Annotated in this window: 17 protein-coding genes and 1 riboswitch; of the genes, 9 read left to right on the top strand and 8 right to left on the bottom strand. The window is 54.7% G+C overall.

Annotated elements, in window-relative coordinates; all coding sequences use genetic code 11:
- Positions 1-57: 57 nt before the first annotated feature.
- Both ACOCF6_RS14360 and ACOCF6_RS14365 read right to left on the bottom strand, forming a co-directional pair.
- Positions 58-2,070: an MtrB/PioB family outer membrane beta-barrel protein gene (locus ACOCF6_RS14360; RefSeq protein ID WP_482461019.1), complete on the bottom strand. Its 2,013-nt coding sequence runs from the start codon at positions 2,068-2,070 to the stop codon at positions 58-60.
- 20 nt (positions 2,071-2,090) lie between these two features.
- Complete coding sequence (locus ACOCF6_RS14365) at positions 2,091-2,951, bottom strand: DmsE family decaheme c-type cytochrome (RefSeq protein WP_482461020.1); 861 nt, start codon at positions 2,949-2,951, stop codon at positions 2,091-2,093.
- 278 nt (positions 2,952-3,229) lie between these two features.
- Between ACOCF6_RS14365 and ACOCF6_RS14370 the strand changes: the two genes are divergently transcribed.
- From ACOCF6_RS14370 to galU, 4 genes are all read left to right on the top strand, one after another.
- Entirely contained in the window at positions 3,230-3,469 is a 240-nt protein-coding gene (locus ACOCF6_RS14370; RefSeq protein WP_482461021.1) for an FmdB family zinc ribbon protein, read from the top strand.
- 112 nt (positions 3,470-3,581) lie between these two features.
- A riboswitch (cyclic di-GMP riboswitch) is annotated at positions 3,582-3,657 on the bottom strand.
- A 165-nt stretch (positions 3,658-3,822) separates the two neighbouring features.
- Positions 3,823-4,470 (top strand): methylenetetrahydrofolate reductase C-terminal domain-containing protein, encoded by a 648-nt coding sequence (locus tag ACOCF6_RS14375; RefSeq protein ID WP_482461022.1) that lies wholly within the window; start codon positions 3,823-3,825, stop codon positions 4,468-4,470.
- A gap of 2 nt (positions 4,471-4,472) precedes the next feature.
- Positions 4,473-5,366 (top strand): methylenetetrahydrofolate reductase, encoded by an 894-nt coding sequence (locus ACOCF6_RS14380; protein WP_482461023.1) that lies wholly within the window; start codon positions 4,473-4,475, stop codon positions 5,364-5,366.
- Positions 5,363-6,232 carry a UTP--glucose-1-phosphate uridylyltransferase GalU gene (galU, locus tag ACOCF6_RS14385; protein WP_482461024.1) on the top strand — a complete coding sequence of 290 codons (870 nt, stop codon included), beginning with the start codon at positions 5,363-5,365 and terminating at the stop codon, positions 6,230-6,232. The genes ACOCF6_RS14380 and galU overlap by 4 nt, the downstream gene beginning before the upstream one ends.
- 94 nt (positions 6,233-6,326) lie before the next feature.
- On the opposite strand, the gene ACOCF6_RS14390 is transcribed toward galU, so the two are convergent.
- The 5 genes from ACOCF6_RS14390 to ACOCF6_RS14410 form a co-directional block, all read right to left on the bottom strand.
- Positions 6,327-6,719 (bottom strand): exosortase system-associated protein, TIGR04073 family, encoded by a 393-nt coding sequence (locus ACOCF6_RS14390; RefSeq protein ID WP_482461025.1) that lies wholly within the window; start codon positions 6,717-6,719, stop codon positions 6,327-6,329.
- Between the two features lie 74 nt (positions 6,720-6,793).
- Entirely contained in the window at positions 6,794-9,034 is a 2,241-nt protein-coding gene (locus ACOCF6_RS14395) for a DNA polymerase domain-containing protein (RefSeq protein WP_482461026.1), read from the bottom strand.
- A gap of 95 nt (positions 9,035-9,129) precedes the next feature.
- Positions 9,130-9,726, bottom strand: coding sequence for a peroxiredoxin (locus tag ACOCF6_RS14400; RefSeq protein WP_482461027.1), 597 nt, complete (start codon positions 9,724-9,726; stop codon positions 9,130-9,132).
- A 339-nt stretch (positions 9,727-10,065) separates the two neighbouring features.
- On the bottom strand, positions 10,066-10,377 hold the full coding sequence (locus tag ACOCF6_RS14405; RefSeq protein WP_482461028.1) for a hypothetical protein: 312 nt from the start codon (positions 10,375-10,377) through the stop codon (positions 10,066-10,068).
- 186 nt (positions 10,378-10,563) lie between these two features.
- Positions 10,564-12,081 (bottom strand): sigma 54-interacting transcriptional regulator, encoded by a 1,518-nt coding sequence (locus ACOCF6_RS14410; RefSeq protein WP_482461029.1) that lies wholly within the window; start codon positions 12,079-12,081, stop codon positions 10,564-10,566.
- A 199-nt stretch (positions 12,082-12,280) separates the two neighbouring features.
- Here ACOCF6_RS14410 and ACOCF6_RS14415 point away from each other — a divergent pair, with 199 nt between their 5' ends.
- Positions 12,281-13,321: an amidohydrolase family protein gene (locus tag ACOCF6_RS14415; RefSeq protein ID WP_482461030.1), complete on the top strand. Its 1,041-nt coding sequence runs from the start codon at positions 12,281-12,283 to the stop codon at positions 13,319-13,321.
- Positions 13,314-16,706, top strand: a complete 3,393-nt coding sequence (locus tag ACOCF6_RS14420; protein ID WP_482461031.1) for an acyl-[ACP]--phospholipid O-acyltransferase — start codon at positions 13,314-13,316, stop codon at positions 16,704-16,706. The genes ACOCF6_RS14415 and ACOCF6_RS14420 overlap by 8 nt, the downstream gene beginning before the upstream one ends.
- An 11-nt stretch (positions 16,707-16,717) precedes the next feature.
- Here the strand turns inward: ACOCF6_RS14420 and ACOCF6_RS14425 are convergent, their stop codons facing one another.
- Positions 16,718-18,262 carry a hypothetical protein gene (locus ACOCF6_RS14425; protein ID WP_482461032.1) on the bottom strand — a complete coding sequence of 515 codons (1,545 nt, stop codon included), beginning with the start codon at positions 18,260-18,262 and terminating at the stop codon, positions 16,718-16,720.
- 734 nt (positions 18,263-18,996) lie between these two features.
- Between ACOCF6_RS14425 and ACOCF6_RS14430 the strand changes: the two genes are divergently transcribed.
- The 3 genes from ACOCF6_RS14430 to ACOCF6_RS14440 all read left to right on the top strand — a co-directional run bounded on the left by ACOCF6_RS14430 (position 18,997) and on the right by ACOCF6_RS14440 (position 23,360).
- Complete coding sequence (locus tag ACOCF6_RS14430) at positions 18,997-19,140, top strand: hypothetical protein (RefSeq protein WP_482461033.1); 144 nt, start codon at positions 18,997-18,999, stop codon at positions 19,138-19,140.
- A gap of 85 nt (positions 19,141-19,225) precedes the next feature.
- Positions 19,226-22,357: a tetratricopeptide repeat protein gene (locus ACOCF6_RS14435; RefSeq protein ID WP_482461034.1), complete on the top strand. Its 3,132-nt coding sequence runs from the start codon at positions 19,226-19,228 to the stop codon at positions 22,355-22,357.
- Between the two features lie 391 nt (positions 22,358-22,748).
- On the top strand, positions 22,749-23,360 hold the full coding sequence (locus tag ACOCF6_RS14440; protein WP_482461035.1) for a hypothetical protein: 612 nt from the start codon (positions 22,749-22,751) through the stop codon (positions 23,358-23,360).
- Positions 23,361-23,373 lie beyond the last annotated feature (13 nt).

A 23,373-nucleotide genomic window follows, 5' to 3' on the forward strand; every position in this document is an offset into this window, starting at 1 on the left:
ACGAAAAAAGGGCGGCCCGAAAGCCGCCCAAATAAACCATTGAAGGAGATGAGAAGACTAGAAGCTGTAAGCCAGTTTCATGAATCCGATATGAGCTTCATAATTCGGGTCAGCATATGCACCTGTCAGGTAGCCGGTTCGTGCACCTGCACCAGTCAAAACTCGATTCTGATACCCGTTTATCGAAGCGTCGCTGTAGTTCAGGCGCTCATAGCTGTAACCACAGCTGACACCAATGTTTTTGGTGACATTGTAACCAAGTTTTGTAGTTAATGTCTGCCGGCTGTAATCGTCTACAGCAGGGATGTCAATCAACTCACCACCTACGATACGGGTGGATGTGAAATCTTGGTTGCCGTTGGATTTGTCAAAGCGCCAACCGGCTCCGGCGGTGAGGACGTTCTTGATGATATCAACATCCACATTGAAGCCGTAATCATAGCTTCTGTTTTCGATTTTGTTATTGTAATAGTAAACACCGGTATAAGTGTTGTATTTAGATTTTGACAATTGGTAGTCAAAATATGCATTCAACTTGACATTGGCAATCATGTAATTTGTGTCGAAGTTGAATTCGTGACGATCGTCTCTCGTTATTCCATATATGGTCTTATCAAACAAGTTGAGTTTGTAAGCGTATTCCATGCCAATACTCAGGTTGTGAAGAGGTTCAATTTCCACGCCTAATTTGATTGCTTCCTGAGTTTTGTCAGTCCGGTCGAATTTACGAAGGATTGCATTGGCAGAGTTTGAAAATGGAACCTGATCGTCACTGAAACGCTTCAAGTGCTGTACGCGTACCTTTGCGGTCAGCATGTCAAGAGCACTGTTCTTGGCCTCTACATACACCGTATGATCTGTTGTTGAAAGGGCATCCTCACTTAATGCACGATTCAAATGCAGGAACTCATACCCTGTAGAAACGTGTGTTTTGGCTGGCAATTTAACAGATAGATCTACACCAACGTTCTGCTTGTGGTAAGCAAATCTCTCAGTGGTATTGCCAAAATAGTTAAAAGAATCAGTTGAGTGATTCTGTTTGTCAAGCAAGTTGTAGAAGATCCGGGTTTCAAGCATCTTGATCGGGTTGCTTGTCAAAGACAGAGATGCAGTAGTGTAGGTGATTCTGCCGTGATATGAAGGGGTTCCGGCCATAAATTGATTCAGGTCGATGGTGTTCTCCAGGATGGAGTGATTTGCCCGCGCCATCAAGGTTGAATTCATCGGCAGATGTACCATCAACGAACCACCGACCTTGTAATAGTCGTTGTCTGGTGGCAGTGATATTGGAGCGCCAGCGATTGCGGGAGGGCCAGCAGCACCACCAGCATTAAGCAGTCCAGGAATGGTCATGGTCTGGTTGGCATTGCTGAACTGGCTCATCAATGCGTCAATTTTGAAAATAATGTCCTTTGAACGGTATCCGGTTTCAAGCGATACATTTTCAGTTTTGTAGTCAATCGGTGATGGAAACTCTGAAAAGAAAGTGCTTCCACCCAACGTAGCTGAAACACGGTTACCGGTTGGAGCAAGACCCTTCAGATCAGTGCGGTCATATTTAAAGCCAAAAAAGAACGGACTTTTAAGAGAAATATCAAATCCCGCACCATAATTGGTACGGTCCCGGGTGTAGTCAAAGCGGTTGTTCCACGTTGACGGCACCGCGTTTTCGGTCGCGCCGGTAAGATTATTTGTGCCAATGCCACCGTAGTATGTTTTAGCGCCTAAGGTCAGATTATGGGGTATCTTGTTATAATAGAGCGAGAGTTTGTGAGAGTCGTATTGTCCGCCTTGCAAGCTGAAGTCGACTTCCTGGTTGTCTTTTCTCGTTTCGTCATTATAACGGAAATTTTCTCCGCTCAGGTTCAAATACAGTTGATCCTTGCTTGCATCCAGGCCAAAACCGAGATTGAATCCGTTACCAAGATCGCGGTATTCATTCATCTTAGACCTGTTCCCGCTAGTACCCAAAACAGTGCCCGTAAGATCAATGTTGCCGCTGACTTCTGCTCCGGCACTAGCCGCGCACAGAAGCATAAATAAAAGAGATGACATTATTTTTTTATTCATTTTTATTATCCTCCTGTAGGTTATCGTGCAAACATCTGGCCGTATGCGCCTTTTGAGTTACTTCCATGAATTGCAGCGTGGCAGTTTAAGCAAGAACGGCCAACAATGCGCTGCTGATTGTTGCCGGTGCCATTGGAGATCGTGCTGCCAAAAAGGTTGGAACCATCATAGGCGTTTGCGTTATGAGTAGAGCCGTGACAGTTTCTGCAAAGCTGCTGAGTTTTTTCGACAAGCAGTTTTTGAGTGTTAGTCCCATGGGGTGTGTGGCATTTCGAGCAATCTTCTTCGACTGGTGGATGCTCCCATACAAAAGGACCGCGCTTCTCGGCGTGACACTTATAGCAAAGCTGGTTGAGGTTCTCGGCCTTGATGCTGCCATGGCCCAGAGCGCCGTGAGGGTTGTGGCAGTCAGAGCATTTGACTTTGCCTTCGATGATAGGGTGATGGGAAAACTTGTTGGCCTGCGATTTTACATCCTTGTGGCATTCAAAGCATTTTTCAGGTTGTTTTGCGACGGGTTTTGCTGACTTGTGGATCGAGTGGCAGGAAACGCAGGAAACATCGTCTCTCTTGTGCTTGGAATTATCCCAGAACATCAGGTTCTGATTCTTGCTGTGGCAGGACTGGCACTGTGCATTCTGTTTGGCCACATTACCTTTACCGAAGGTGATGATATCCTTCTTGTCGCCACTTGCCAGGTGGGCATCCACGCCCCCGTGACATGCATCACAACTTTTACCGGCTTTGCCGTGCAGGGTTGCTGCATGCTTTGCAACGACGTCGGCATGACATTCTTTGCACTTCTCGTTGGCGAATGCCAGACAGGCGACCAGAGATAAAGCCGCTGTCAGCAGAGCCACTTTCAGACTGCGTTTTTCCATTGCTGTTTCCTCCTTTTTGAGAATGTGTGCTGCGTAATCCGGCTATATGACGGATATTCATGTAACTGGTCTAATTAACTGCAAACCCTTGCTGTATAAGCCGCGAGGGGTGTCTGTCCGGTGACTGCGGGTATTTAGCGAAGCTTCTTTGCATATAATGCGCCATCTTAAGTATATGTAATTTATTGAATATATGTTCTGAGTCGTTGACAAACGAGCATCCGGATACTTATAGTTATACCAAGCTACTAAAATGTTCCAGGAGGATGTAATACGCCATGCCCATGTACGAGTACAAATGTTCCGCTTGTGACCACCAGTTTGAACTGCGCCAGAAATTTTCCGATGCTCCCGCCAGCGAATGTCCCCAATGCGGTGGGACGGTTGAAAAACAGATTTCATCGACTGCATTCAGCCTGAAAGGTGACGGCTGGTTCAAAACCGGTTACTGTCCTAAAACCGAGTCACCCAAGCCGGCTGCCTGTGCGGCCGGTGGCGGATGCTGCGGCGGTGAATGACCGTTTCGCATAGTCTACTATGTAATTTTCAATGTGCAACCATCGCTGACAAAAAAACGCCCTTCATTGATAGATGTGAAGGGCGTTTGTGTTTTTTTACTCCGCCCTCTTTTTTGGCAACCCGGCCATCCTTTGCTGGATCCGTGGTTTTGCGTCCCCGTGTTGCCGCGGGTTTGCTCTTTCTGAGAGGTATGTGGAAGGAACAATAGAACTCTGGCAATAGTTTTGTCAATACAAAAAAAGTTTGAAAAATTGAATGGGAACTTACTGATAACGTGCTTTACAAGCACGCAGTCGCCGAAGTAGAATGCCACTCCTGTGCAGGAAACAGTTCAAGAATTATAGGTATCGTCATGATTGTATCGACCCAGAAGTCGCTGGACCACATACTCTCCTCCCTGGAAGGGGGGAAGAAAATCTTCATTATCGGCTGTGCCAAGTGCGCCACGGTCTGCAAGTCCGGCGGCGAGGAAGAGGTCTTCCGGATGCAAGAGGAGCTGACGGCGGCCGGCAAGGAAGTAACCGGCACGATCATCATCGATGAGACCTGCCACATGCTCCGCACGGGCCGCGATCTGCGGTCCCGCAAAGAACAGGTGGACGAGGCCGATTTCCTGCTGGTGCTGTCATGTGGTGCCGGAATACAATCCGTTTCCGAGGCCTCTGACAAAAAGGTTGTAGCCGGCACTGATTCCAAATTTCTCGGCAATATCCGCCGCTTTGGCCAGTTTGAACAGCGCTGCAGTCTGTGCGGCGACTGCCGCCTGAACGATACCGGCGGTATCTGCCCGGTCACGGTCTGTCCCAAAGGGCTGCTCAACGGCCCCTGCGGCGGCATGGAGGATGGCAACTGCGAAGTTGATCGCACAAATCGCTGCGCCTGGGTGACAATCTACGAGCGTCTGGAGCGACAGGGCCGGGCGGAAAACCTTCGTCAAGAAACAGCCGCCCGCGATTTCGGCCATAAGCGCCATCCCCATAGCCTCAAACTGGAGAAATGACCATGCCCACCACGTTGGCCCGCAACATGGCCGCAGGCCGTTTTATCATCACCGCCGAACTGGCGCCGCCCCGGGGCAGCGACATGTCAGCTTTTCTGCGGATGGCGGCTTTTGTTGCCCCACATGTGGATGCCATCAATGTTACCGACAACCAGGGCGCCAATATGCGCATGACTCCGCTAACCGCTGCAGCCCTGTTGGTGCGAGAAGGCATCGAACCGATCATGCAGGTCACCTGCCGTGACCGTAACCGGCTGGCCCTGCAAAGCGACCTGCTGGGAGCCGCTGCCATGGGGATCCATAACCTGCTGGCACTGACCGGTGATGATATCGGTTGTGGCGACCATCGTCAGGGACGCGCGGTGTTTGACCTTGATTCGGTACTGCTGCTCCGCACGATTCAGGACCTTAACAATGGTCAGGATATGAATGGCAAGGTGCTGGACGGAAAAACGACGTTCTTTGCCGGCGCCGCTGCTGCACCCGAGGTGGAGCCGTTTGCTGCCACGCGCCCCAAGCTGACAAAGAAAACCGCGGCCGGAGCCCGTTTTTTCCAGACCCAGGCCGTCTTTGATCCGCAGCGCCTGGTTGCCTTCTGCTCTATTGTACAGCCCCTGGATGTGAAGGTGATTGCCGGAGTGCTGGTGCTTAAATCTGCAAAGATGGCCGATTTTATCAACCGTAATATCCCCGGACTGAAGATCCCTGCCGCTGTTGTGGAGCGGCTTGCCGGTGCGGCCGATCCTGCTGCCGAAGGCCTCAGGATCGCCACAGAACTGGCGGTCCAGTTTCGCGACATCTGCGATGGTGTGCATCTGATGGCCATGGGGCGTGACGAGGTTGTACCGGAAATCGTATCTAGCATTGAAATGAAACCTGGAGGTGCATCTAGATGAAAGTAAAAAAAGCCATTTTCCCCGTTGCGGGGATGGGGACACGCTTCCTGCCTGCCACAAAATCATCTCCCAAGGAGATGCTGCCGCTGATCGACAAGCCGCTGGTGCAGTATGTCGTGGAGGAAGCGGTAGCTGCCGGAATCGAGCAGATCCTGTTCGTCACCGGTCGCGGCAAACGTGCCATTGAGGACCATTTTGACATCTCTACCGAGCTGGAGCAGCACCTGGAGGAAAAGGGGAAAAAGAAGACCCTGCAGAAAATGCGGGAAATTGCAGACATGGTCGAAATCTTTTACGTCCGCCAGAAAAAGGCCCTCGGTCTTGGACATGCCATTCTGTGCGGCAAGGATTTTGTCGGCAATGAGCCGTTTGCGGTGCTGCTTGGGGATGATATTATCGATAGCCGCAGCCCCTGTCTGAAACAGCTGCTGGATGTGTATGATGACCAGCACGGTTCGGTGCTGGCACTGGAAAAGGTTCCGATGGAAAATATCTCATCCTATGGTTGTGTCAAGGCGGCTCAGTTGTCTGAGCGCGTGTTTCAGGTGACTGATATGGTTGAAAAACCCAGCCGGGAGGAGGCGCCCTCGGACATGGCCATCATCGGACGTTATGTACTGACTCCGCGCATCTTCGGTATTCTGGAACAGCAGGAAGCGGGAAAGGGGGGCGAAATCCAACTGACGGATGCCATTCTGAAGCTCTCACGGCTTGAAAAGGTGTATGGATGTCTGTTTGAGGGGTTGCGACACGACTGCGGTGACAAGCTGGGATTTCTCAAGGCCACGGTTGATATGGCGCTCAAGCGGGACGAATTCAAAGTCGAGTTCGAGACATACCTGCGGCAGCGACTGGGGTGCCTCTGATACCGCTCAACGCCTGCGGGATTCAAGTTGCAAAAAAGGCGAACCGATCGGTTCGCCTTTTTTTTGCTCATACAACGATTTTCGTCGTTGCGTGTTATTTACCGTTCTCCATAACAACAGGTGACGTATCGCGTTTTGGTTCCCATCCTTCCCATACATAGGTCGGAGTGATCATGGGGTCGTAGTAGCCCGGCTGAGGCACGGCAAAGAAAACTGTTTCAGTCAGGCCGATGATGCCGCGATAGAAGAACATGCCGAAGCCTTTGATCGGACCGATAACGTACCCGACCCCACCCATATCACGCCCGGTCAGGATGGTCTGCTTGGGGATCTCGGCAATACTGGTGAAGGTGTTGGCCACTCCGCGGGTAAATTTGATTGCCATTTTCTCGGCGATCGTTTCCGGCAGCTGCTCGGCCGAGGCCGCACACGGTAACGTGAGCACCACGCTAAGTAACAAAAGGTTGATAAGAAGTATTCTCTTCATGGCATCTCCTTTATGAATCAATTAATAATTATCTATTTTTGTCTCTTACCACAAAGAATCGCTACTTGCAAGCATCACAGGTCAAACAGTGTCGGCTCCTGCGGCAGGAACGGTTCAAAGCGCTTCTTCAATTGCCGCAGTTTTTCGATATAGTAGGCCCGGTTGATATCCGGATCGGCGGGATTGAAGGCCCGCGTCGGCCGACAGTTTTCATAGGCGGATACGTCTTTGGTTGCCCCGCTGACATAATAGCTGACCTGATCGCCGGCCCGGTAGGGTCTCTCTGCAGCCAGGGCAATCTCGAAAGCAGCCGAAGGATTGCGTTTGCCGAGCCGCACTTTCTCGCGGTATGCCGCCGGCGATTCATTAATTGTCTCGGTTCGACTGACCCAGGCCACTTCCAGATCTTTCGAGCGGATACGGGCAACATAATCAGAGTGGAGCCGTTCTATGCCGGAGGCGTTGCCGGCCAGCAGCAGGGTGATCATCTCCTGCATGAACTCGCGCAGATAGCGCTCGATCCCGCGGGATTTCAGGCTGCTGCCGCGAATGGTGATTTTGCCGTCATATCCCAGCAGGGCATAGTTCTTGGTCTTGTAGGCGAACATCGATCGGAAGCGCCCATCCATTTCCACCTCAATGCCTTCCGGTAAAGCATCCGAGATTCGACCGACCAGTGCCCGCTCCGACTCCTCGCTGTCACATCCTGCCGGTGGGCGGAAGTAGATGCCGTCCGTATCGATCTCTACCGGTTCAGCCCCTTCGGACTTCAACAGCTCGATCATGTTTTTGATTGTCACCCGCCCCAGTCGTGTCACCTCGGCCGCGGCCTCCGGGTCGGAGAAATTGTGCAACGCTGCACCCAGGTAACCGAAGAACGAGTTGATCAGCACCTTGAAAACCTGCTGCAGGGCATCGTAGTAATGACGTTCGCCATCGCTTGCGGCCTCACGCGCCGACTGCTTGGCATCCAGGCGGAATCGCCGCAGTTCGGCCAGCATCGGCAGGAACAATCCCAGTGAATCCTTGCTTGGACCCAGTCGATAGGTCAGCATCAGTGACGGATACAGTGATGCCACATCGCAATGAACAATCGGCCCGCAGACCCCCTCGCGGGCCAGTTCCGTATAGCCTCCCTCGAAGGGGGCCGCTTCCGCGGTGCGGGCAGGGATGGCATGGCCGCGATACAGATATTCCCGCAGAAACAGTGCGTTGATGCGGGTGGCGTTGCCGCGCAGCGGACAATTCTGGAACGAGTACGGAAAAATGCGGGTCTGCAGGAACCAGGGATACGCCAGCATTCGGAAGAGCGCCATTGTCTCGCGCACATCGTCCAGATTGTAGAGGTAAAGCTGCTCCGGGTCCGTGTGGAAGGTGGCGGAAATATTGCCCCCATCGAGGTAGACCCGCGTGTCGGCTGCAATGCCGAAGTGGCGTGCAACCTGTTTCAGCCCGTGGCTCTCCAGGCTGCGCAGGCCGATATCGTAGAGCTGCACCAGGAAATAGGTGTCGATGATATGGCGGCCATACACGTCCCAGCGGGGGTAGTCGATGGTCTTTTCTGCCAGGCTCCAGCGTGAGTTCGGTGTTACGTGTACCGGCGAACCGTTGCGGCCCCAGTCCAGGCGGATGCCGTGCATCCGGGCGCGTTTGCCGATATAATCCAGATCGAAACGGAAGATGTTGTGGCCGATGATCACGTCCGGGTCAGTGCAGTGGATGACTTCGTTCAAGCCCCGCAATAGCTCGGGTTCGGACAGGATGTCACCGCGCAGCACGCACTCGTTGCCTGCGGAATCCTTGAGGGCAATGGAAATGATGCGGTCCTCAGGGCGTTCCGGGTTGGAGAATTCATAGCCTTCTGCGCAGAGGGTTTCAATATCCAGGGCCAGGCAGCGCAACTCACTGAAGTCCAGTCCCTTGAAGAGCGTTGTGCCGGTTGAAAGCAGGTATTGGTGGGAAAGGTCTGCAATAAACAGGTAGGGAGCATCACTGGCCCCGGATGTTTTTTTTGTTTTGGCCGCCAGAAAATCCCGCGCAGTCAGGCAGTCGCCCCACGAGTCGAACAGTAATTGAAAGCGAAAGGTGTCGTCACCGCTCAATTGCCGGATTGAACAGGGCACCCGGCAGCCGGTCAGCAGGGCCGGATCGCTAACCAGGATAAAAGGGCGGAAGGGTTCATCATGAAAATGGATGCCGTCAGCAGTCCGGAAAAAGAGGCGGACGAAATGCCCGGCCGGTTCCACGGCTACTATGCCGGTCCGCAGGTCATGACCGAACAGCAGGGGCGTATGTTCGAGCGAGCTTGTATGCATAGTATAATTCTAGTTTAAGCATCGGCTGTCAGGCAATAAAAAAGGCGCAACCACTCTGGCTGCGCCTTATACCTTAACTTCTTATGGGAGCTGATTTACTTGGCATGCTTAGCAAGGTAGCCGGCAACGCCCTCAGCGGTCGGCTTCATGGCCTCATCACCCTCCTGCCAGTTGGCCGGGCAGACCTGATCGCCGTGTGCTTCAACAAACTGCAGCGCATCCACCATGCGCAGGGCCTCGCTGACACTGCGTCCCAGCGGTAGATCATTGATGACCGAGTGACGGATAACACCTTTGGTGTCGATCAGGAACAGGCCGCGCAGGGCCACTGCCTCATTGAACAGGATGCCGTATTCCCTGGCGATGTTCTTGTTCAGGTCGGACACCAGCGTATACTGGATATTGCCGATGCCGCCGTCTTCCAGCTTGGTGTTTTTCCAGGCCAGGTGGGTGAACTTGGAGTCGACTGAAACGCCGATTACCTCCGTATTGCGACTTTTGAACTCCTCCAGTTTCTTATTGAAGGCCAGAATCTCGGAAGGGCAGACAAAGGTGAAATCCAGCGGATAGAAAAACAGCACGACATTTTTTCCCTTGAAACTGGAAAGGGTGATCTGGCCAAAGGTATTGTCAGGAAGAACAGCATCGGCAGTAAAATCAGGGGCTTGCTTGGTGACGAGAGTTGTACTCATGTGAGGTATCTCCTTTTTTATGAAAGTGAATAGTTGATGGATATATTCATACCAGCCAAGGTAGTACTTGTCAACAAGATAAAAATACTCTTTTAGTCCTGTATTCTGTTTTATGTTTGTTGTGAGCTTGCGATTCAAAGAATGGAGAACTCGCCCCTGCCAGTAATCTAACTGCATAGTTACATAACTGCAACAAACCGACCCATATCGCCGCCGAGAGTTTGTCCCTATAATTACGTACTGTTTTACTGCGTTGGTTTATGTTGTGACGGGGCTATCAGGGCGCCGACCATGGGTCAGTTTTCAAAGCCGATTGGCATCAATATGTACACATTGCAGCTATGCACCGCCACCGTAAGCATCAATCAGGTCACTCGTTGCTTTGTCTAGCTCATTATTCAGGATGGTTAATTCATCGGCTGTATAAACGTCAGTGCCTTTCTTGATTTCCGTCCTGATTTTATCTATCCGGCTCTCAGGTGAACCAGCTTGTACGCAATTATTCTTAGCAACAAGCAGACACCCCACTTTTTCATTCTGCTGAGCAGGTTCGGTCATCTGCACTATAGTTCCATCTTCAGCAAGAACCGGCAACGCTATCAGCATCAGAGCAGCGCTTAACAAAGAAATTCTCCTCGTTACATATTTCATGGCTGACTCCTTAACGTTTTTATTTACTTCTGAAAGTTTACTATACCCATTTCCGCCTATTTTTGCAAGTGAATGTCATTATCACTAATGGCTTTGCCTGCTCCCAGATGTATCACTCCTGTAATCTTCCATGGTCAGCTCAAATAGTCGGCTGCGGCCGGGTTCCGGGCATTCCGGTGGAGGTTGCTAGGGTTGTTCCCCTTGAGCCTGCCCGCCGATTACAAGCTGGATATACTTCTTGACCGTGCGACGGTCGAGTTTGGTACGGCGGGCGACCTCTTCATAGGTGCCGTGGCGGCGGTAGAGCAGGGCGCAGTAGTCGGCCAACAGGGCCTGCGCATCCATGCTGCCCGAATCGATATCCGCCATCAGCTGTTCCAGCTGCCCGGATGGTGCCTGGGACGTGTCGCCCCGGTAGTGGCGGGAGATGATGATCCGGCGGACGGCCTGTTCCAGCTCGCGGACATTGCCCGGCCAGGGGTAGGCGGGGCCCAGGTCGCGGACCACCGCCTCCCGCACCAGGCGGGCGTGGGGTGCGGCAGCTTCACCGACCATTTTGCGCAGGATGCTGCAGATCAGCTCTTCCAGTTCGCGCGGTTCCTCCTGGAGCCGCTGACGCAGTGGGCACGCGACGATGATGTCGGAGCAGAGGCGGTAGTAGAAGTCGTCGCGGAATTGCCCCTTGCGGCGCAGTTCGTCCAGCGGCCGGTTGGTGGCGGCGATGACACGCCCGTTGAAGCGCAGCCGTTCGTGGCTGCCGACCGGCGAAAAGGTCCGCTCCTGGATAACCTGCAGCAGCTTGATCTGCACCGGAATGGAGACGTCGCCGATCTCATCCAGGAAGATCGAACCGTGGGGGGTGCAGCGGCTGAAGATGCCCTCATGATTCTCGATGGCGCCCGTAAAGGCGCCTTTTTTGTGCCCGAACAGTTCCGATTCCAGCAGGGATTCGGGATACTGGGACAGGTTGATGGCGATGAAGTTGCGGGTGAAGCTCTCTACGAAGGTCCCTTTGCGGGGGTCGTAGGGGATAAATCCGGAGCGGCCGATGGCTGCTGCTGCGGCCCCCTTGCCGGTGCCCGTCTCGCCCAGCAGCAGAGTGGAGAAGTCTTCCATGCGGTTCCAGAGATGCTTTTCGTACCAGTTGATGTTGCAGGTAAAGATGTTGTTCCAGAGCTGCAGCCGCAGGGCGTGCATGCAGGGGGAGAGGCCGACCAGTGCGGTTTCGATGAAATAGAAGGCGCGCCGGGTCTGATAGAAGATTCCCAGGTAGCGCTGGCACTCGGCGCTGTCCAGTCCGAGCGCTGTCAGCTGTGCCAGGATTTCGCGGGCAAAGGGAACCGGGATGGGGGTGTCGCCGGCCGCCAGCTGCTTGAGGATGAATTCATCGAAGATCAGACGGTAGCGGTGGTAGATGTCGAACAGGAAGGCCGTGCGCAGCAGTTCCCGGTCATCGCTGTTGTAGCGTTTCAGGTCATCGCGCCCCTTCTGCTTGAGCCTAGCCAGGTTCTCACTGATGCGGGTGGTGGCGATGATCACCAGTTCGTCCCATGACATGGCAGCAGAGGTGCCGGCAATGGTGCGGTCCAGCTCGATGCGCGCCGGGCTGAATGGGTTGATGAAGGCGGCCTGGGCCACTGACTTGAAAAAATCCCGCTCGGTCGGGGTGAGGGTCCATGTAGTTGTCATGCACAACATGTACATGATCTGCTCATGCAGTGTCAATGGTTCCCGGCAATATATCGGGCTGGACAGAAAGTGAAATATGCAAAATCAAATAATACCGGCAAACTATGCCCATCGTGCCGTTCTGGCACACTCCCTGTAATGATTCTGCACTGTAAATATCGTCGCCATGCCGCTGCAGTTTTGCTATGGTGACCGCCATCATGGGAGAGTACTCATGCAGACCAACACCACCATCATCGACATTCATTGCCACACCGCCGGTATCGGAGCCGGCAACAGTGGTTGTTTTGTCTCCCCGGCGCTGCGCCGCAACCTGCGCTACCGCTTTTTTCTCAAGGCCTTCGGCGTCAGCGAGTCAGAGCTGGAGCAGCACGGCGATGGTCTGGTGCTGGAGCGGCTCTCCCAGGGTTTGGAACAGTCCCGGCAGGTCGCGGCTGCCGTTGTACTGGCCATGGACGGTGTCGTGGACAATCGGGGGCAGCTGGACCGCGACCGAACGGAGATCTACATCCCCAACGATTACCTGGCGCGGGAGTGCCGCAACTATCCCAATCTGTTGTTCGGCGCCAGCATCAACCCCTATCGCCCGGATGCGTTGGAACGGCTTGATCAGGCTGTGGAAGAGGGGGCGGTGCTGCTCAAATGGCTCCCCTCCATCCAGGGCATTGATCCGGCCGATGCCAGCCTGGCACCGTTTTACCAGCGGCTGCAGGAATTGCAGTTGCCCCTGCTGAGCCATACCGGTTCCGAGGAGTCCTTTACCAGAGCCCAAAATCATCTGGCCGACCCCCGGCGTCTGCACCGGGCACTGGAAATGGGGGTGACGGTCATCGCCGCCCATTGCGCCAGCAACGGCCGCAACGACGGACAGCCAAACCTGCAGCGGCTGCTGCCGATGTTTGACGAATTCCCCAATCTGTACGCCGATTTTTCCAGTCTGACCCAGGCCAATCGCCTGGGACATCTGGCCAAGGTGCTGCGCCATTCTGGGATTCATGGTCGCCTGCTGTACGGCAGCGACATGCCGATCATCTCCAGCCCGATCACCTCTCCCTTGTGGCATGCCTACCGCTTGTCGTTTGCTGCGACCCGTCGGCTAGCTGTCATCCGCAACCCCTGGGATCAGGACGTGGGGCTGAAACGCGCCCTGGGGGTGACGGAGGAAATATTTGGAAACTGTGCGCAGTTGCTTGCAGATCGCATTTCTCTTTGCAAAAGAATAACCATACCTGTGACGAGGAATAGCCATGAATAACGACAACGCAAAATCCGCCATGTCATCGTCCTTCAATCGCCTCAATGCCACCCAGTTTCTGGGGGCCATGAACGACAACATCCTCAAGCTGCTGATCATCTTCTGCCTGATCGGGGTGCAGGGGGCTGACAAGGCGGGTGTGATTACAGCTACCGTCGGTGCGGCCTTTGTATTGCCGTTCCTGCTCTTTTCGGCTCCGGCCGGCTGCCTGGCCGACCGCCTGCGCAAATCGCGGGTGATCGTGGCGGTCAAGCTGGTCGAGGTGATCGTGACCGCCCTGGCCGTTGGGGCCTTTTACTTCGGCTGGCACAACGGGCTCTACCTGGTGATCTTCATGATGGCGGTCCACAGCGCCTTCTTTGCCCCGGCCAAGTACGGCGTGATCCCCGAGCTGGCTGAGCGCGAGCAGCTCTCACGCGCCAACGGCCTGATCGAATCATTCACCTACCTGGCCATCATCTGCGGCACGGTGCTGGCCTCGGTCCTGACCCAGTCCGTCGACGGACGCTACTGGCTGGCGGCCCTGTTCTGCCTGGGGGTGGCGCTGGCCGGACTCTGGTCCGCCAGCGGGATGGAGGCCACCACCCGGGCCGACACGCAGCGGCAGATCGCCTGGTTTCCGGCCGAGATCCTGCGTACGGTCCTGGCCATCCGCCATGATCACCAGCTGATGCTGGCAGTCATCGGGCAGGCCTACTTCATGTTCATCGGCGCCTTTGCCCAGCTCAACCTGATCGCCTACGGCATGCAGTCCATGGGGCTGGCCGAGGCCCAGAGCGGCTACCTCTTTCTGGCGGCGGCCCTGGGGATCGGGATTGGTTCGTTGCTGGCCGCCAAGCTCTCCGGCCGCGATGTGGAATTCGGCATCGTTCCGATCGGTGCCATCGGCCTGACAATCTCACCGGTGCTGCTGCATGCGATCCCTTCTTCCCTGCCGGCCTGCATGCTGATCGTGGTTCTGTTCGGTATCTCGGCCGGACTCTTCAGTCTGCCGCTGCAGACCTTCATCCAGTTCCGGGCCGAGCCGGCCAAGCGGGGCGAGGTGCTGGCGGCCTCCAGTTTCATCAACTGGGTCGGCGTGCTGCTGGCTTCGGGGCTGACCTACCTGATCAGCGGCCCGCTGGGGATGACGGCGGCCCAGGGCTTCAGTACCGTGGGTGTTCTCACCTTGGTTGTTACCCTGATCTCCTTCTGGGTGCTGCCCGACTTTCTGGTACGCTTTATGGCCCTGGTGGCGATGCGGGTCTTCTACCGTCTGCGCATCATCGGTGCCGATAACCTGCCGATCGAAGGGCCGGCCCTGCTGATCCCCAACCACGTCACCTGGCTGGATGCCCTGCTGTTGTCCGCCACCAACCAGCGCCGCATCCGTTTTGTCATGGAGCGCCGTGTCTACAATACCCACCTGCTGCGCGGCCTGTTCCGTCTGCTGAAGGTCATTCCGGTCTCGTCGGAGGATGGCCGGAAGGGGTTGATGGAGTTCATGAAGCAGGCCCGCACCGCCCTGGACGAGGGCTACATGGTCTGCATCTTCGCCGAGGGGCAGCTGACCCGCAACGGCATGCTGCGCGAGTTCCGCGGCGGCTTCGAGCGGATCGTCAAAGGCACGAATTACCCGATCATCCCGGTCTACATCGGCGGGGCCTGGGGCAGCATCCTCTCCTATGCCCACGGCCGGATGATGTCGACCCTGCCGGCCTTTTCCCCCTATCCGATGACGGTCCTGTTCGGCACCCCCATGCCTGCCACCAGCACTGCCATGGAGGTGCGCCAGGCGGTCATGGAGCTCTCCTGCGATTACTTTGATTCGCGCAAGCCGCGCCGCCGGGCCCTGGAAGAATACTTCATCCAGGCTGCCCGCCAGAACTGGCGTCGCCGGGCGGTAGCGGACACCTCCGGCAAGGCCCTGACCTATGGCCGCACCCTGGCCGGGGCGCTGGCGTTGGCCGGGAAGCTGGAGCAGCAACTTGATCGGGCTGAACACGTCGGCCTGCTCCTGCCCCCCTCCGTGGGCGGCGTTCTGGCCAACCTGGCCCTGTCGCTGCTGGGCAGGATTCCGGTCAACCTCAACTACACCGCCGCCGAAGGGTCCTTGCGCTCGGCCGTGCAGCAATGCGGCATCACCACGATCATCACCTCGCGGGCCTTTCTGGAGAAGGTCCCCTCCCTGCCGCGGCTGGAGGGGATGATCATGCTGGAGGATATCCTCCCCACCATCAGCGGCAGGGACAAGCTGCTGGCCCTGCTCAAGGCGCGTCTGTTCCCGGTCCGTTTGCTCTGCAACCGGGAGGGTTTTACGGCCGACAGCGTGGCCACGATCATCTTCTCCTCCGGCAGCACCGGCGAGCCCAAGGGGGTCATGCTGACCCACCACAACATCATGTCCAACATCGAGGCCTTCCGCATGGTCTTCCGTGCCACCCTGAACGACAACGTCTGCTCGGCCCTGCCGTTCTTCCATTCGCTCGGTTTCACCGCCACCCTCTGGTTTCCGCTGGTGACCGGTTTCTCCGCCGCCTACCACACCAACCCCATGGATGGTGAGAAGATCGCCCAGGTCGTGCGCGAGCATCGTTCCACCATCCTGCTGGCCACCCCCACCTTCCTGCTGGCCTATCTGCGCCGGGCCAAGCGGGAGGATTTCGCGAGCTTACGGCTGGTGATCACCGGCGCCGAGAAGCTCAAGGGCAAGGTGGCCGACGCCTTCCAGGAGAAGTTCGGCGTCCGCCCCATGGAAGGCTACGGCGCCACCGAGCTGTCGCCGGTCATCACCCTGTCCCTGCCGGATGTGGAGGTCGGCGGGGTGCGCCAATACGGCGCCAAAGAGGGCAGTGTCGGGCATCCCATACCGGGTGTGGCCATCCGGGTGGTCGATCCGGAGAGCGGCGCGACCGTCAAACAGGGTGAGGCCGGTCTGATGCTGGTGCGCGGGCCCAACGTCATGCTGGGCTATCTGGGGCAGCCGGGCAAGACCGCCGAGGTGGTCAGGGATGGCTGGTACGTCACCGGCGACATCGGCATCATGGACGACGACGGTTTCATCCGCATCACCGACCGCATGTCGCGCTTCAGCAAGATCGGCGGCGAGATGGTGCCGCATGGGGTGGTGGAGGACGAGCTGCATGGTCGTCTGGGACAGGCCGGCGTGGTGGCGGTTACGGCCGTACCGGACGAGAAGAAGGGAGAAAAGCTGGTGGTACTGTTCGCACGGGAGGCGGCCGATGCCGAGACCCTGCAGCGCCATATGGCCGAGAGCCCGCTGCCCAACCTGTGGAAGCCGGGGCGCGATTGTTACGTTGAGGTGGAGAGCTTGCCGATCCTGGGGACCGGCAAGCTGGATCTGAAGGGGATCAAGGAGATTGCACTGGCGGCGGTGGGGGGGTGAGGGTTGCCGTTCTACTGAATTTTTATTCCACCTAAAACATTCAAGCGTCCACTTCTGATTTTGAGGGCATTCCTGATCGTTGTATGACCGCCGGTAGCCGAGTAGTAGGCATCCAGACCGCCGAACAGTTTGATCGTCTTACTGTCGTTCAGAGTAACAGCAGAACCTGCTGAACCTTCAATAAACGTCACTGCCCGGGCCTGGATCGTGTCGCTTGTCGCTGCATCAGTGTAGGCAGAAACGAGGGATTCATAACCTATATTGCTCGAAGAGAGCTTTGCCATGGCGGAGTAGGGAAAGGTGGCGGTAATGGTTGTATTGGCGGAAATATTGGCAACTTCACAGAGCCCCGTTCCGCTGCAGGCGCCACCACTCCAGGTAGCCGGGGTGGAATCGTTGTCGGGTGATTGAATGAGGCTCATGTTGGCGCCGGGGGCAAGATCGGCCCAGCAGGTGCCGGTCGCTAGCGTAGCGTTGCTGCCGGTATTGGAGCAGTCAATCAGGGTTGTACCGTTGTTGTAGATCCTTCCGCCCCCTTTGCTGGCGTTGTCGCTCACAACGTTCACCGTCAGGCGAAAGGTAGGGTTGCTAGCGGTTTTCCAACGGTTATAAAAGACATTCAGCATGGGGACAAATTCGCCTGTGGCTTTCAGGTTGCCGGCCCGGCTGGGATGGTCATCGCCCGATGGGTAGGCGAGAAAATTAGTACCTCCATCGGTCTTATGCTGAACAGCTCCATTCCACCAGCGATGGTGGTTCCCATTAACCGAATTCAGATCATTGACAGTGGAACTGCCGCCGTTGCTGGTAAGGACATTGTAAAAATCAAAAACAGCCACATTCTTCAAGCTATAGCTGTTTTGGCTCAGCCAGTCGTTGACCAGCCACTGGTTGAAGGCGCGCGCATTGGCGGCATTGGCTGAGGATGTTGATGAGGATGAAAGCGGCGGCGCAGTAATCACGACAAATAATTTTTCGGGATGCTGCTGGAAGTAGAGCAACAGCTGGTTGTACACATTTTTGGAGTGCCCGACCGTGTACCAGTCGTCTGCTGCCGATGGGGGGTCTTCGGGGTTGCCTGACAGGTTTGAATTTGGGAAGCAGGATTTGAACATGATGATCTCGTTCGCACCGCCCGGGTCGGACATAGAGCGTGTATAGTTTGAATTTTGTCCGCTTTCAGCGTAGAGCTCTGCCATAAAGGTGGGGGTATCGTCGCTGCGGAACCATTCCAGCCAATTGGGAATGTCGGTGCGATCGCCAATCGTGTTGGTCCCCCAGCCGTAATTGGTATCGCTGACAAAATAATTGTTGCTGCCCAGGGCAATTCCCAGATCCCCATTGCCATCGGTAAGCCAGTTCTCGCCGGTGGAGTGGTGGATAAAGATCAGCTTGACCGTCGATGCCGGCGGGGTGGCGGAGTCTGACTGGGGTGAGGCCTGGCCCTGGCCGGCGCGGGCAAGGCTGACAGGTGCTGAGAGAGACAGCAGGCCGACAATCACAGGCACAATCATCAAACGCGATGCAATCCTTGAACAGATCGTGTTTTGAAGCATGGTGTCCTCCCGGGGCATATGTGAAAAACTGACTTGATCCTTCTCCTCTGTCTGAACATAAATAAACATCAAAATCTGCTAACTGTCAACGTGGCTTGCATTGAAGCCGGAAGTTAATTTCTGACTAAAATCGGGAGGAATGTACTTTCAGAAACAAAGTGTAAAGAAACTTTACAGTATATGTGCAACTTGCTGAAATAAATTGTAAAAACAGAGGTGTAAAGTTCCTTTGCACCTCGTTTTGTCGTTGAAATCGGGTGCGGGGTGGTGTAACACATCACAGGCACGATAAACGTCCTTCAATGGGATATTGCACATAATTAAACAGCGCAGAGGAATGTATGAATATCACTCCAGTATCATTCGAAGATTATGACATTAGTAGGGTCTACGATGAACAGACGGAGACCTGGTACTTCTCTGTCGTGGATATTTATCCGGGCGCTACTGTAACAGCCTGATTTCCAAGCAGCCAGAAACTACTGGAAGGTTCTGAAGAACAGGCTGAACAAGGAAGGAAGTGAGTCGGTGACAAATTGTCACCGACTGAAATTGGAGGCTGCGGATGGGAAAAAATATCTTACCGATGTTGCCAGTCCCGAAGTGTTGTTGCGTTTGATCCAATCGGTGCCAAGCCTCAAGGCCGAGCCGATCAAGCTCTGGCTGGCCAAGGTCGGTTACGAGCGGATGCAGGATATTGCTGATCCGGCGCGTTCGCTGGATCGTGCACGGGTATGCATGAAAACAAAGAGGCGGGAAAGAAAGGCGGCGGCATCGCCCGTAAGGCCCGGCTGGATCTTGAAGACAAGACCGGAAAAAGCGTTGTTACCGGTGAAAGTTTTCTGCCGCCGGAGAGTGGAAAGCTGAATGAGGGATAAATAATATGATCAACAAAAACCGGGGCGTGCCCTTGGTTTTCTTCGAAGAGAATGTACAAACGAGCGTCAAACAAGGGGGAGTGAAATGGGTATAACTTCAAGTGTGTCATGGCGAGTCATTTGTAATTTTACCACTGCTATGCTTGCAACTTTGTGTTGCGTATCGGTGCCAGCCTTTGCCGATGATCTGGTAGGCGCCATCGAGGCGTTGGCCCGCATTGATAAAGCGGTCGGAGCTGAAGATAAGAAAGTGGATTCGGACAAAAGCGAAGCTGAATTGTTTATGCGGGACCTTGAGAGCTTCAAGGCAGAACGCGCCAAGCTGCCGGTCGATGTAGCTGTCGAGCGTTGGCTGAAGCTGTACGATCGCTTCAAGCTCCTGCCTCCCGAGGCGATCAAGGCAAACTCCGTAAACCCCTATGCTCCGCCAGATGCCAAAACGCCGTCATTGACCAGCCTCATATCCTCCATCCCGGCCCCGGCAACCTGGGAAACTCTCAAATCCCGTCTGGACAAGCTGCCGCCATCCGGCAACGCCATCCAGGATACTGTGTTGCATGTTTTGCTGGCCTACCTAACCAAAGACAAGCCTGCCCTCGACAAGGGTCTGGCTGAACTGAAGGCGGCTGTGACCATGGCCGGGGGCCAGCGCTATGCTTTCAACTTGATGGATCTGCGCGGCGACCAGCAGCGCCCTGGCATCGGCAAGGGTGATGTTCCGACCGTTGAGAGCTTCGAGACCTATCTGCAGTCGCTGCAGGGAGAACGGCCCAAGGGGCAGATCAAAGTGCTGGCGCCTGATCTGGTTGCAATGGCTGGGGAGAAACGGGCCGAAGAGTTGCTCCTCAAGGCCATGACGGTTCCGGGGGTCTCCCTTCGTGTGCCGTCCGGCGGGAAAAGTCTGGATCTGGCCAAGCAGCTGGCTACCAGACGTACCGATCTGCTGACCGAACCACAGTGGGAACTGGTGACCGGGCTGAACGATACGGAGTTGTACGAGGTGATGAGCAAACGCTTTCCCGAGAAAAGCGCCAAGGACAAGGCCGAGCCGGAGATCTTCAAAGCTGTGGAACGTGAGTATCAGTATCAGGACCGGGACACCCCTCGAAACAAGGCCAAGATTCTCTACCTGCTGGGGCTGATCGGCAGGGATCGGGTCATGGATGCGGTGGAGTTGAGCAAACGGATGGAGGCGGATGAATTCCAGGCATCAGAATTCGAGCGACGATGGCACTCCTTCGATAAAAACCGCCATGCCGAGGGGTTGAACCAGTGGTGTCGCAGCGTGCTGACCGACCGGCCGGAGTTGCCGTTATGGAAGCAATGCGGCTTGATTACCACCAGTAAAGATGGGGCGGCCGGGCTGACGGCCATTCTCGATGCCGCTATCAGCAAGCCGAATCTCAACCTCGAATCACGGTTGGTCGTGCAGTCGCGCAAGGTGGAACTGCTGCTGGCAATGGACCGGGCCGATGAGGCGGTGGAGCTGTTGCGAAGCATTGTAAAGGCTGACGACAGCAAGGAAACCCCCCAGGCCCGCCAGGCAGTCGCCAGGGTCAAGCTCCTCATGACACCGCGCCTGATTACCCTCGGTATGCTTCTTTCGAACCAAGAACTGGTGAAAGAAGGTGAGGCACTCATGATGGGCCAGCTGGGAAACGGGACCGTACAGTTCAGCATGACCGATACGACAGGGTGGGAAAGCCGCCAGGCCCTTGACGAACTGGTTGACGTTTACATCGACAACAACCAGCTGGCCAAAGCAGAACAGATGGTTATTGTCGCCACGCTGTCATCACTGAATGCTCCCGAGTTTAACGCCAATCTGATCGCCAAGAACCTGGCCTTGTCCGGCGGCACCATTGCTGGTCAACTGATCCGACTGGCCCAGATATATGACAAGGCAGGGCGATTTGATGACATCCTTACCCTGCTGGAAAAGTCGCGCTGGTGGGGCGCCTCTGACCTGATGGACCTCAGTGATAACACTCCGTCCCTGGCTCCCATCGCTGCCAGAGCGCTGCACAAGGTCGGGCGTGATACCGAAGCGGTCGAGATCCTCAAGTGGCATCTCTACGCCAAACCGGGTGAAGATCCTGCTTACCAGACACTGACCGACATGCTCGGTTCCCCGCTGATCCCCTGGCTTGACCGTTTGCTGCTGCGGGATCGCTTCGAAGAACGCCCGCTGATTTGGAAGGCGGTGCTGATGAAAAAGGACGGCAAGCTGGACGAGGCGGAGATAGTCGTGCGCCAGGCCCTGAAAATCGATCCCACCGACGGTGAAGAGCCGCCCGGCGATCGGGTAAGGGCCTATGCCGTTCTGGGTGAGATTCTCAGGGCTAAAGGGAAGCTGGATGATGCCGCGTTCTTCGAGCGGGTGATTCAATCGGTACGGTTGGCTGAGAAGGGTGACAAACTGACTAAAGCCGGCCTGCTTCGAAGAAGCCTGAAGGTGTATGAACAGGCCTCGGAACAGTTTGCCGATGCCTACTGTGTACAGTGGCGGCTTGCTGAACGGCTTGCCTCTATCGGCGATCTGGCCGGAGCTAAAAAACATTATGAGATCGCCTTTGAGCGCATGCCGGAACAGTTCGGACAGGTAGCACATTTTTGCTTCGGTTGTGAAGGCGTTTTCACCCATCAGCAGAGTGTCAGTGTCGCCGAAGAGGTCTTAACGGGGGTTGCCAAGACAACACCCAACAAACCTCAGGTGCACTACCTGCTCGGGCAGCTGCGCGAGGCACAGGGGCGCAAGGCTGACGCCTACACCCATTTCCGCAGGGCCACCGATCTTGACCCCGGTTATCTCGATGCTTGGAAGTCGGTCTACGCGCTACGCAACGATGTCTTTCTCAGTCAGACCGAGATGGATGAAATTGCCCTGCGCATGGTGCGCCTCGACCCGCTGAACCGCCACAGCAATCTGAACCATGGCGAGATAACGGATGTGAAATCTCTCTGGACGATCTACCAGGATATGGGCACGGAACGACGGGCGCCGCTGAAGAAACTGTTCACCCTGACCTCCAGCAAGCAGGAGATGGAGGATCTGGTAAAAAAAATCGGCGGTGGCATCGACCTGCTGGAAATGAAAAACGCCTTGATGGGCAAAGGGGTGGATGTGTCTGAACCGGGTGATGCTGTCATCAAAAATAAGTTCGTGCAGAAACTGCTTCGTACAGCCGGTCAGAATGTAATGGGACTTGATATGTAACCGGCAACAGAATAAGGGGACAGAGGACTTTATTGGAAAGCAACATTAAAAACCAGCCTGTTACCCGCTTTTCTTGAGAGTAGCTTACGGCTTGGATAATTTTTGAGATTTTCGTTGCGTCGCTGCGTGAACAATTGATTTTGGTTTTTTCCAAAGGAGTGGCATCGCCCGTAAGGCCAGGCTGGATCTTGAAGACATGACCGGAAAAAGCGTTGTTACGGGTGAAAGTTTTCTGCCGCCGGAGAGAGGAAAGCTGAATGAGGGATAGGTGTCTGATCAGCAAAAACCGGGGAGTGTCCCTGGTTTTCCGAGATAAATGTTCATTTGGGTAGATCACCGGTTCACGCGCGTACGCGCATGGACCGGTGAACAATGAGTTGCCGGAGAAAAAATGGATCTACCTTTAATTACAGTTCTGTTGATATTAGTGCCAGGATTACTATCAATAGCAGCCTACTGGTTTTATCGTAAAACTTCTATTGGAGATACTTCAGAACTCATAAAACCAGAAAAAATAAACATTTCAGTAAAACAGTTAGTCGTTAGAATCATAATTGTAATACCTGTAGGTATTATATTTATTGGGGGGTTGCAATTTTCTCATGGTTATTTTAATCAAGGCGGGTTAGTTGCACCAAGCCTATCTCAATTGCAAGAAATAACCGGAACGATGAGTAAGATATCAATGGGAAAGAGTTGGGGAATAGCTGTACACAATAAAATTAATGGGGAAAAATATACTAGCGAATTTTCGGTCTGTTATTATCCAACGATAGCAAATGATTTCGGTAAAGAGGTAAAGGCTCTTATATTTAAAGAGAGTACATTCAATAAGATATACCAACTCGAAATTGATGGAATCACGCGAGTGAATTACTACAATAGAGTTGCAAGGGACAAAAAACACCTCAGAAACGGAATGATAATTACTCCTATTGGATTACTTTTACTAATAATTGTAGGAGCAGGTTATTACAAGACGGGACAGAGAAAACGGTGCTAACCCATTCGGCGGC

The organism is Geobacter psychrophilus (assembly GCF_056821595.1).

Coding starts and splice junctions, on each gene's coding strand:
- ACOCF6_RS14410 (WP_482461029.1), bottom strand. CDS start 12,081: ATGTACATGTTGTGCATGACAACTACATGGACCCTCACCCCGACCGAG.
- ACOCF6_RS14380 (WP_482461023.1), top strand. CDS start 4,473: ATGCCCACCACGTTGGCCCGCAACATGGCCGCAGGCCGTTTTATCATC.
- ACOCF6_RS14390 (WP_482461025.1), bottom strand. CDS start 6,719: ATGAAGAGAATACTTCTTATCAACCTTTTGTTACTTAGCGTGGTGCTC.
- ACOCF6_RS14425 (WP_482461032.1), bottom strand. CDS start 18,262: ATGCTTCAAAACACGATCTGTTCAAGGATTGCATCGCGTTTGATGATT.
- ACOCF6_RS14375 (WP_482461022.1), top strand. CDS start 3,823: ATGATTGTATCGACCCAGAAGTCGCTGGACCACATACTCTCCTCCCTG.
- ACOCF6_RS14360 (WP_482461019.1), bottom strand. CDS start 2,070: ATGAATAAAAAAATAATGTCATCTCTTTTATTTATGCTTCTGTGCGCG.
- ACOCF6_RS14370 (WP_482461021.1), top strand. CDS start 3,230: ATGCCCATGTACGAGTACAAATGTTCCGCTTGTGACCACCAGTTTGAA.
- ACOCF6_RS14365 (WP_482461020.1), bottom strand. CDS start 2,951: ATGGAAAAACGCAGTCTGAAAGTGGCTCTGCTGACAGCGGCTTTATCT.
- ACOCF6_RS14415 (WP_482461030.1), top strand. CDS start 12,281: ATGCAGACCAACACCACCATCATCGACATTCATTGCCACACCGCCGGT.
- ACOCF6_RS14395 (WP_482461026.1), bottom strand. CDS start 9,034: ATGCATACAAGCTCGCTCGAACATACGCCCCTGCTGTTCGGTCATGAC.
- ACOCF6_RS14435 (WP_482461034.1), top strand. CDS start 19,226: ATGGGTATAACTTCAAGTGTGTCATGGCGAGTCATTTGTAATTTTACC.
- galU (WP_482461024.1), top strand. CDS start 5,363: ATGAAAGTAAAAAAAGCCATTTTCCCCGTTGCGGGGATGGGGACACGC.
- ACOCF6_RS14440 (WP_482461035.1), top strand. CDS start 22,749: ATGGATCTACCTTTAATTACAGTTCTGTTGATATTAGTGCCAGGATTA.
- ACOCF6_RS14405 (WP_482461028.1), bottom strand. CDS start 10,377: ATGAAATATGTAACGAGGAGAATTTCTTTGTTAAGCGCTGCTCTGATG.
- ACOCF6_RS14400 (WP_482461027.1), bottom strand. CDS start 9,726: ATGAGTACAACTCTCGTCACCAAGCAAGCCCCTGATTTTACTGCCGAT.
- ACOCF6_RS14430 (WP_482461033.1), top strand. CDS start 18,997: ATGCATGAAAACAAAGAGGCGGGAAAGAAAGGCGGCGGCATCGCCCGT.
- ACOCF6_RS14420 (WP_482461031.1), top strand. CDS start 13,314: ATGAATAACGACAACGCAAAATCCGCCATGTCATCGTCCTTCAATCGC.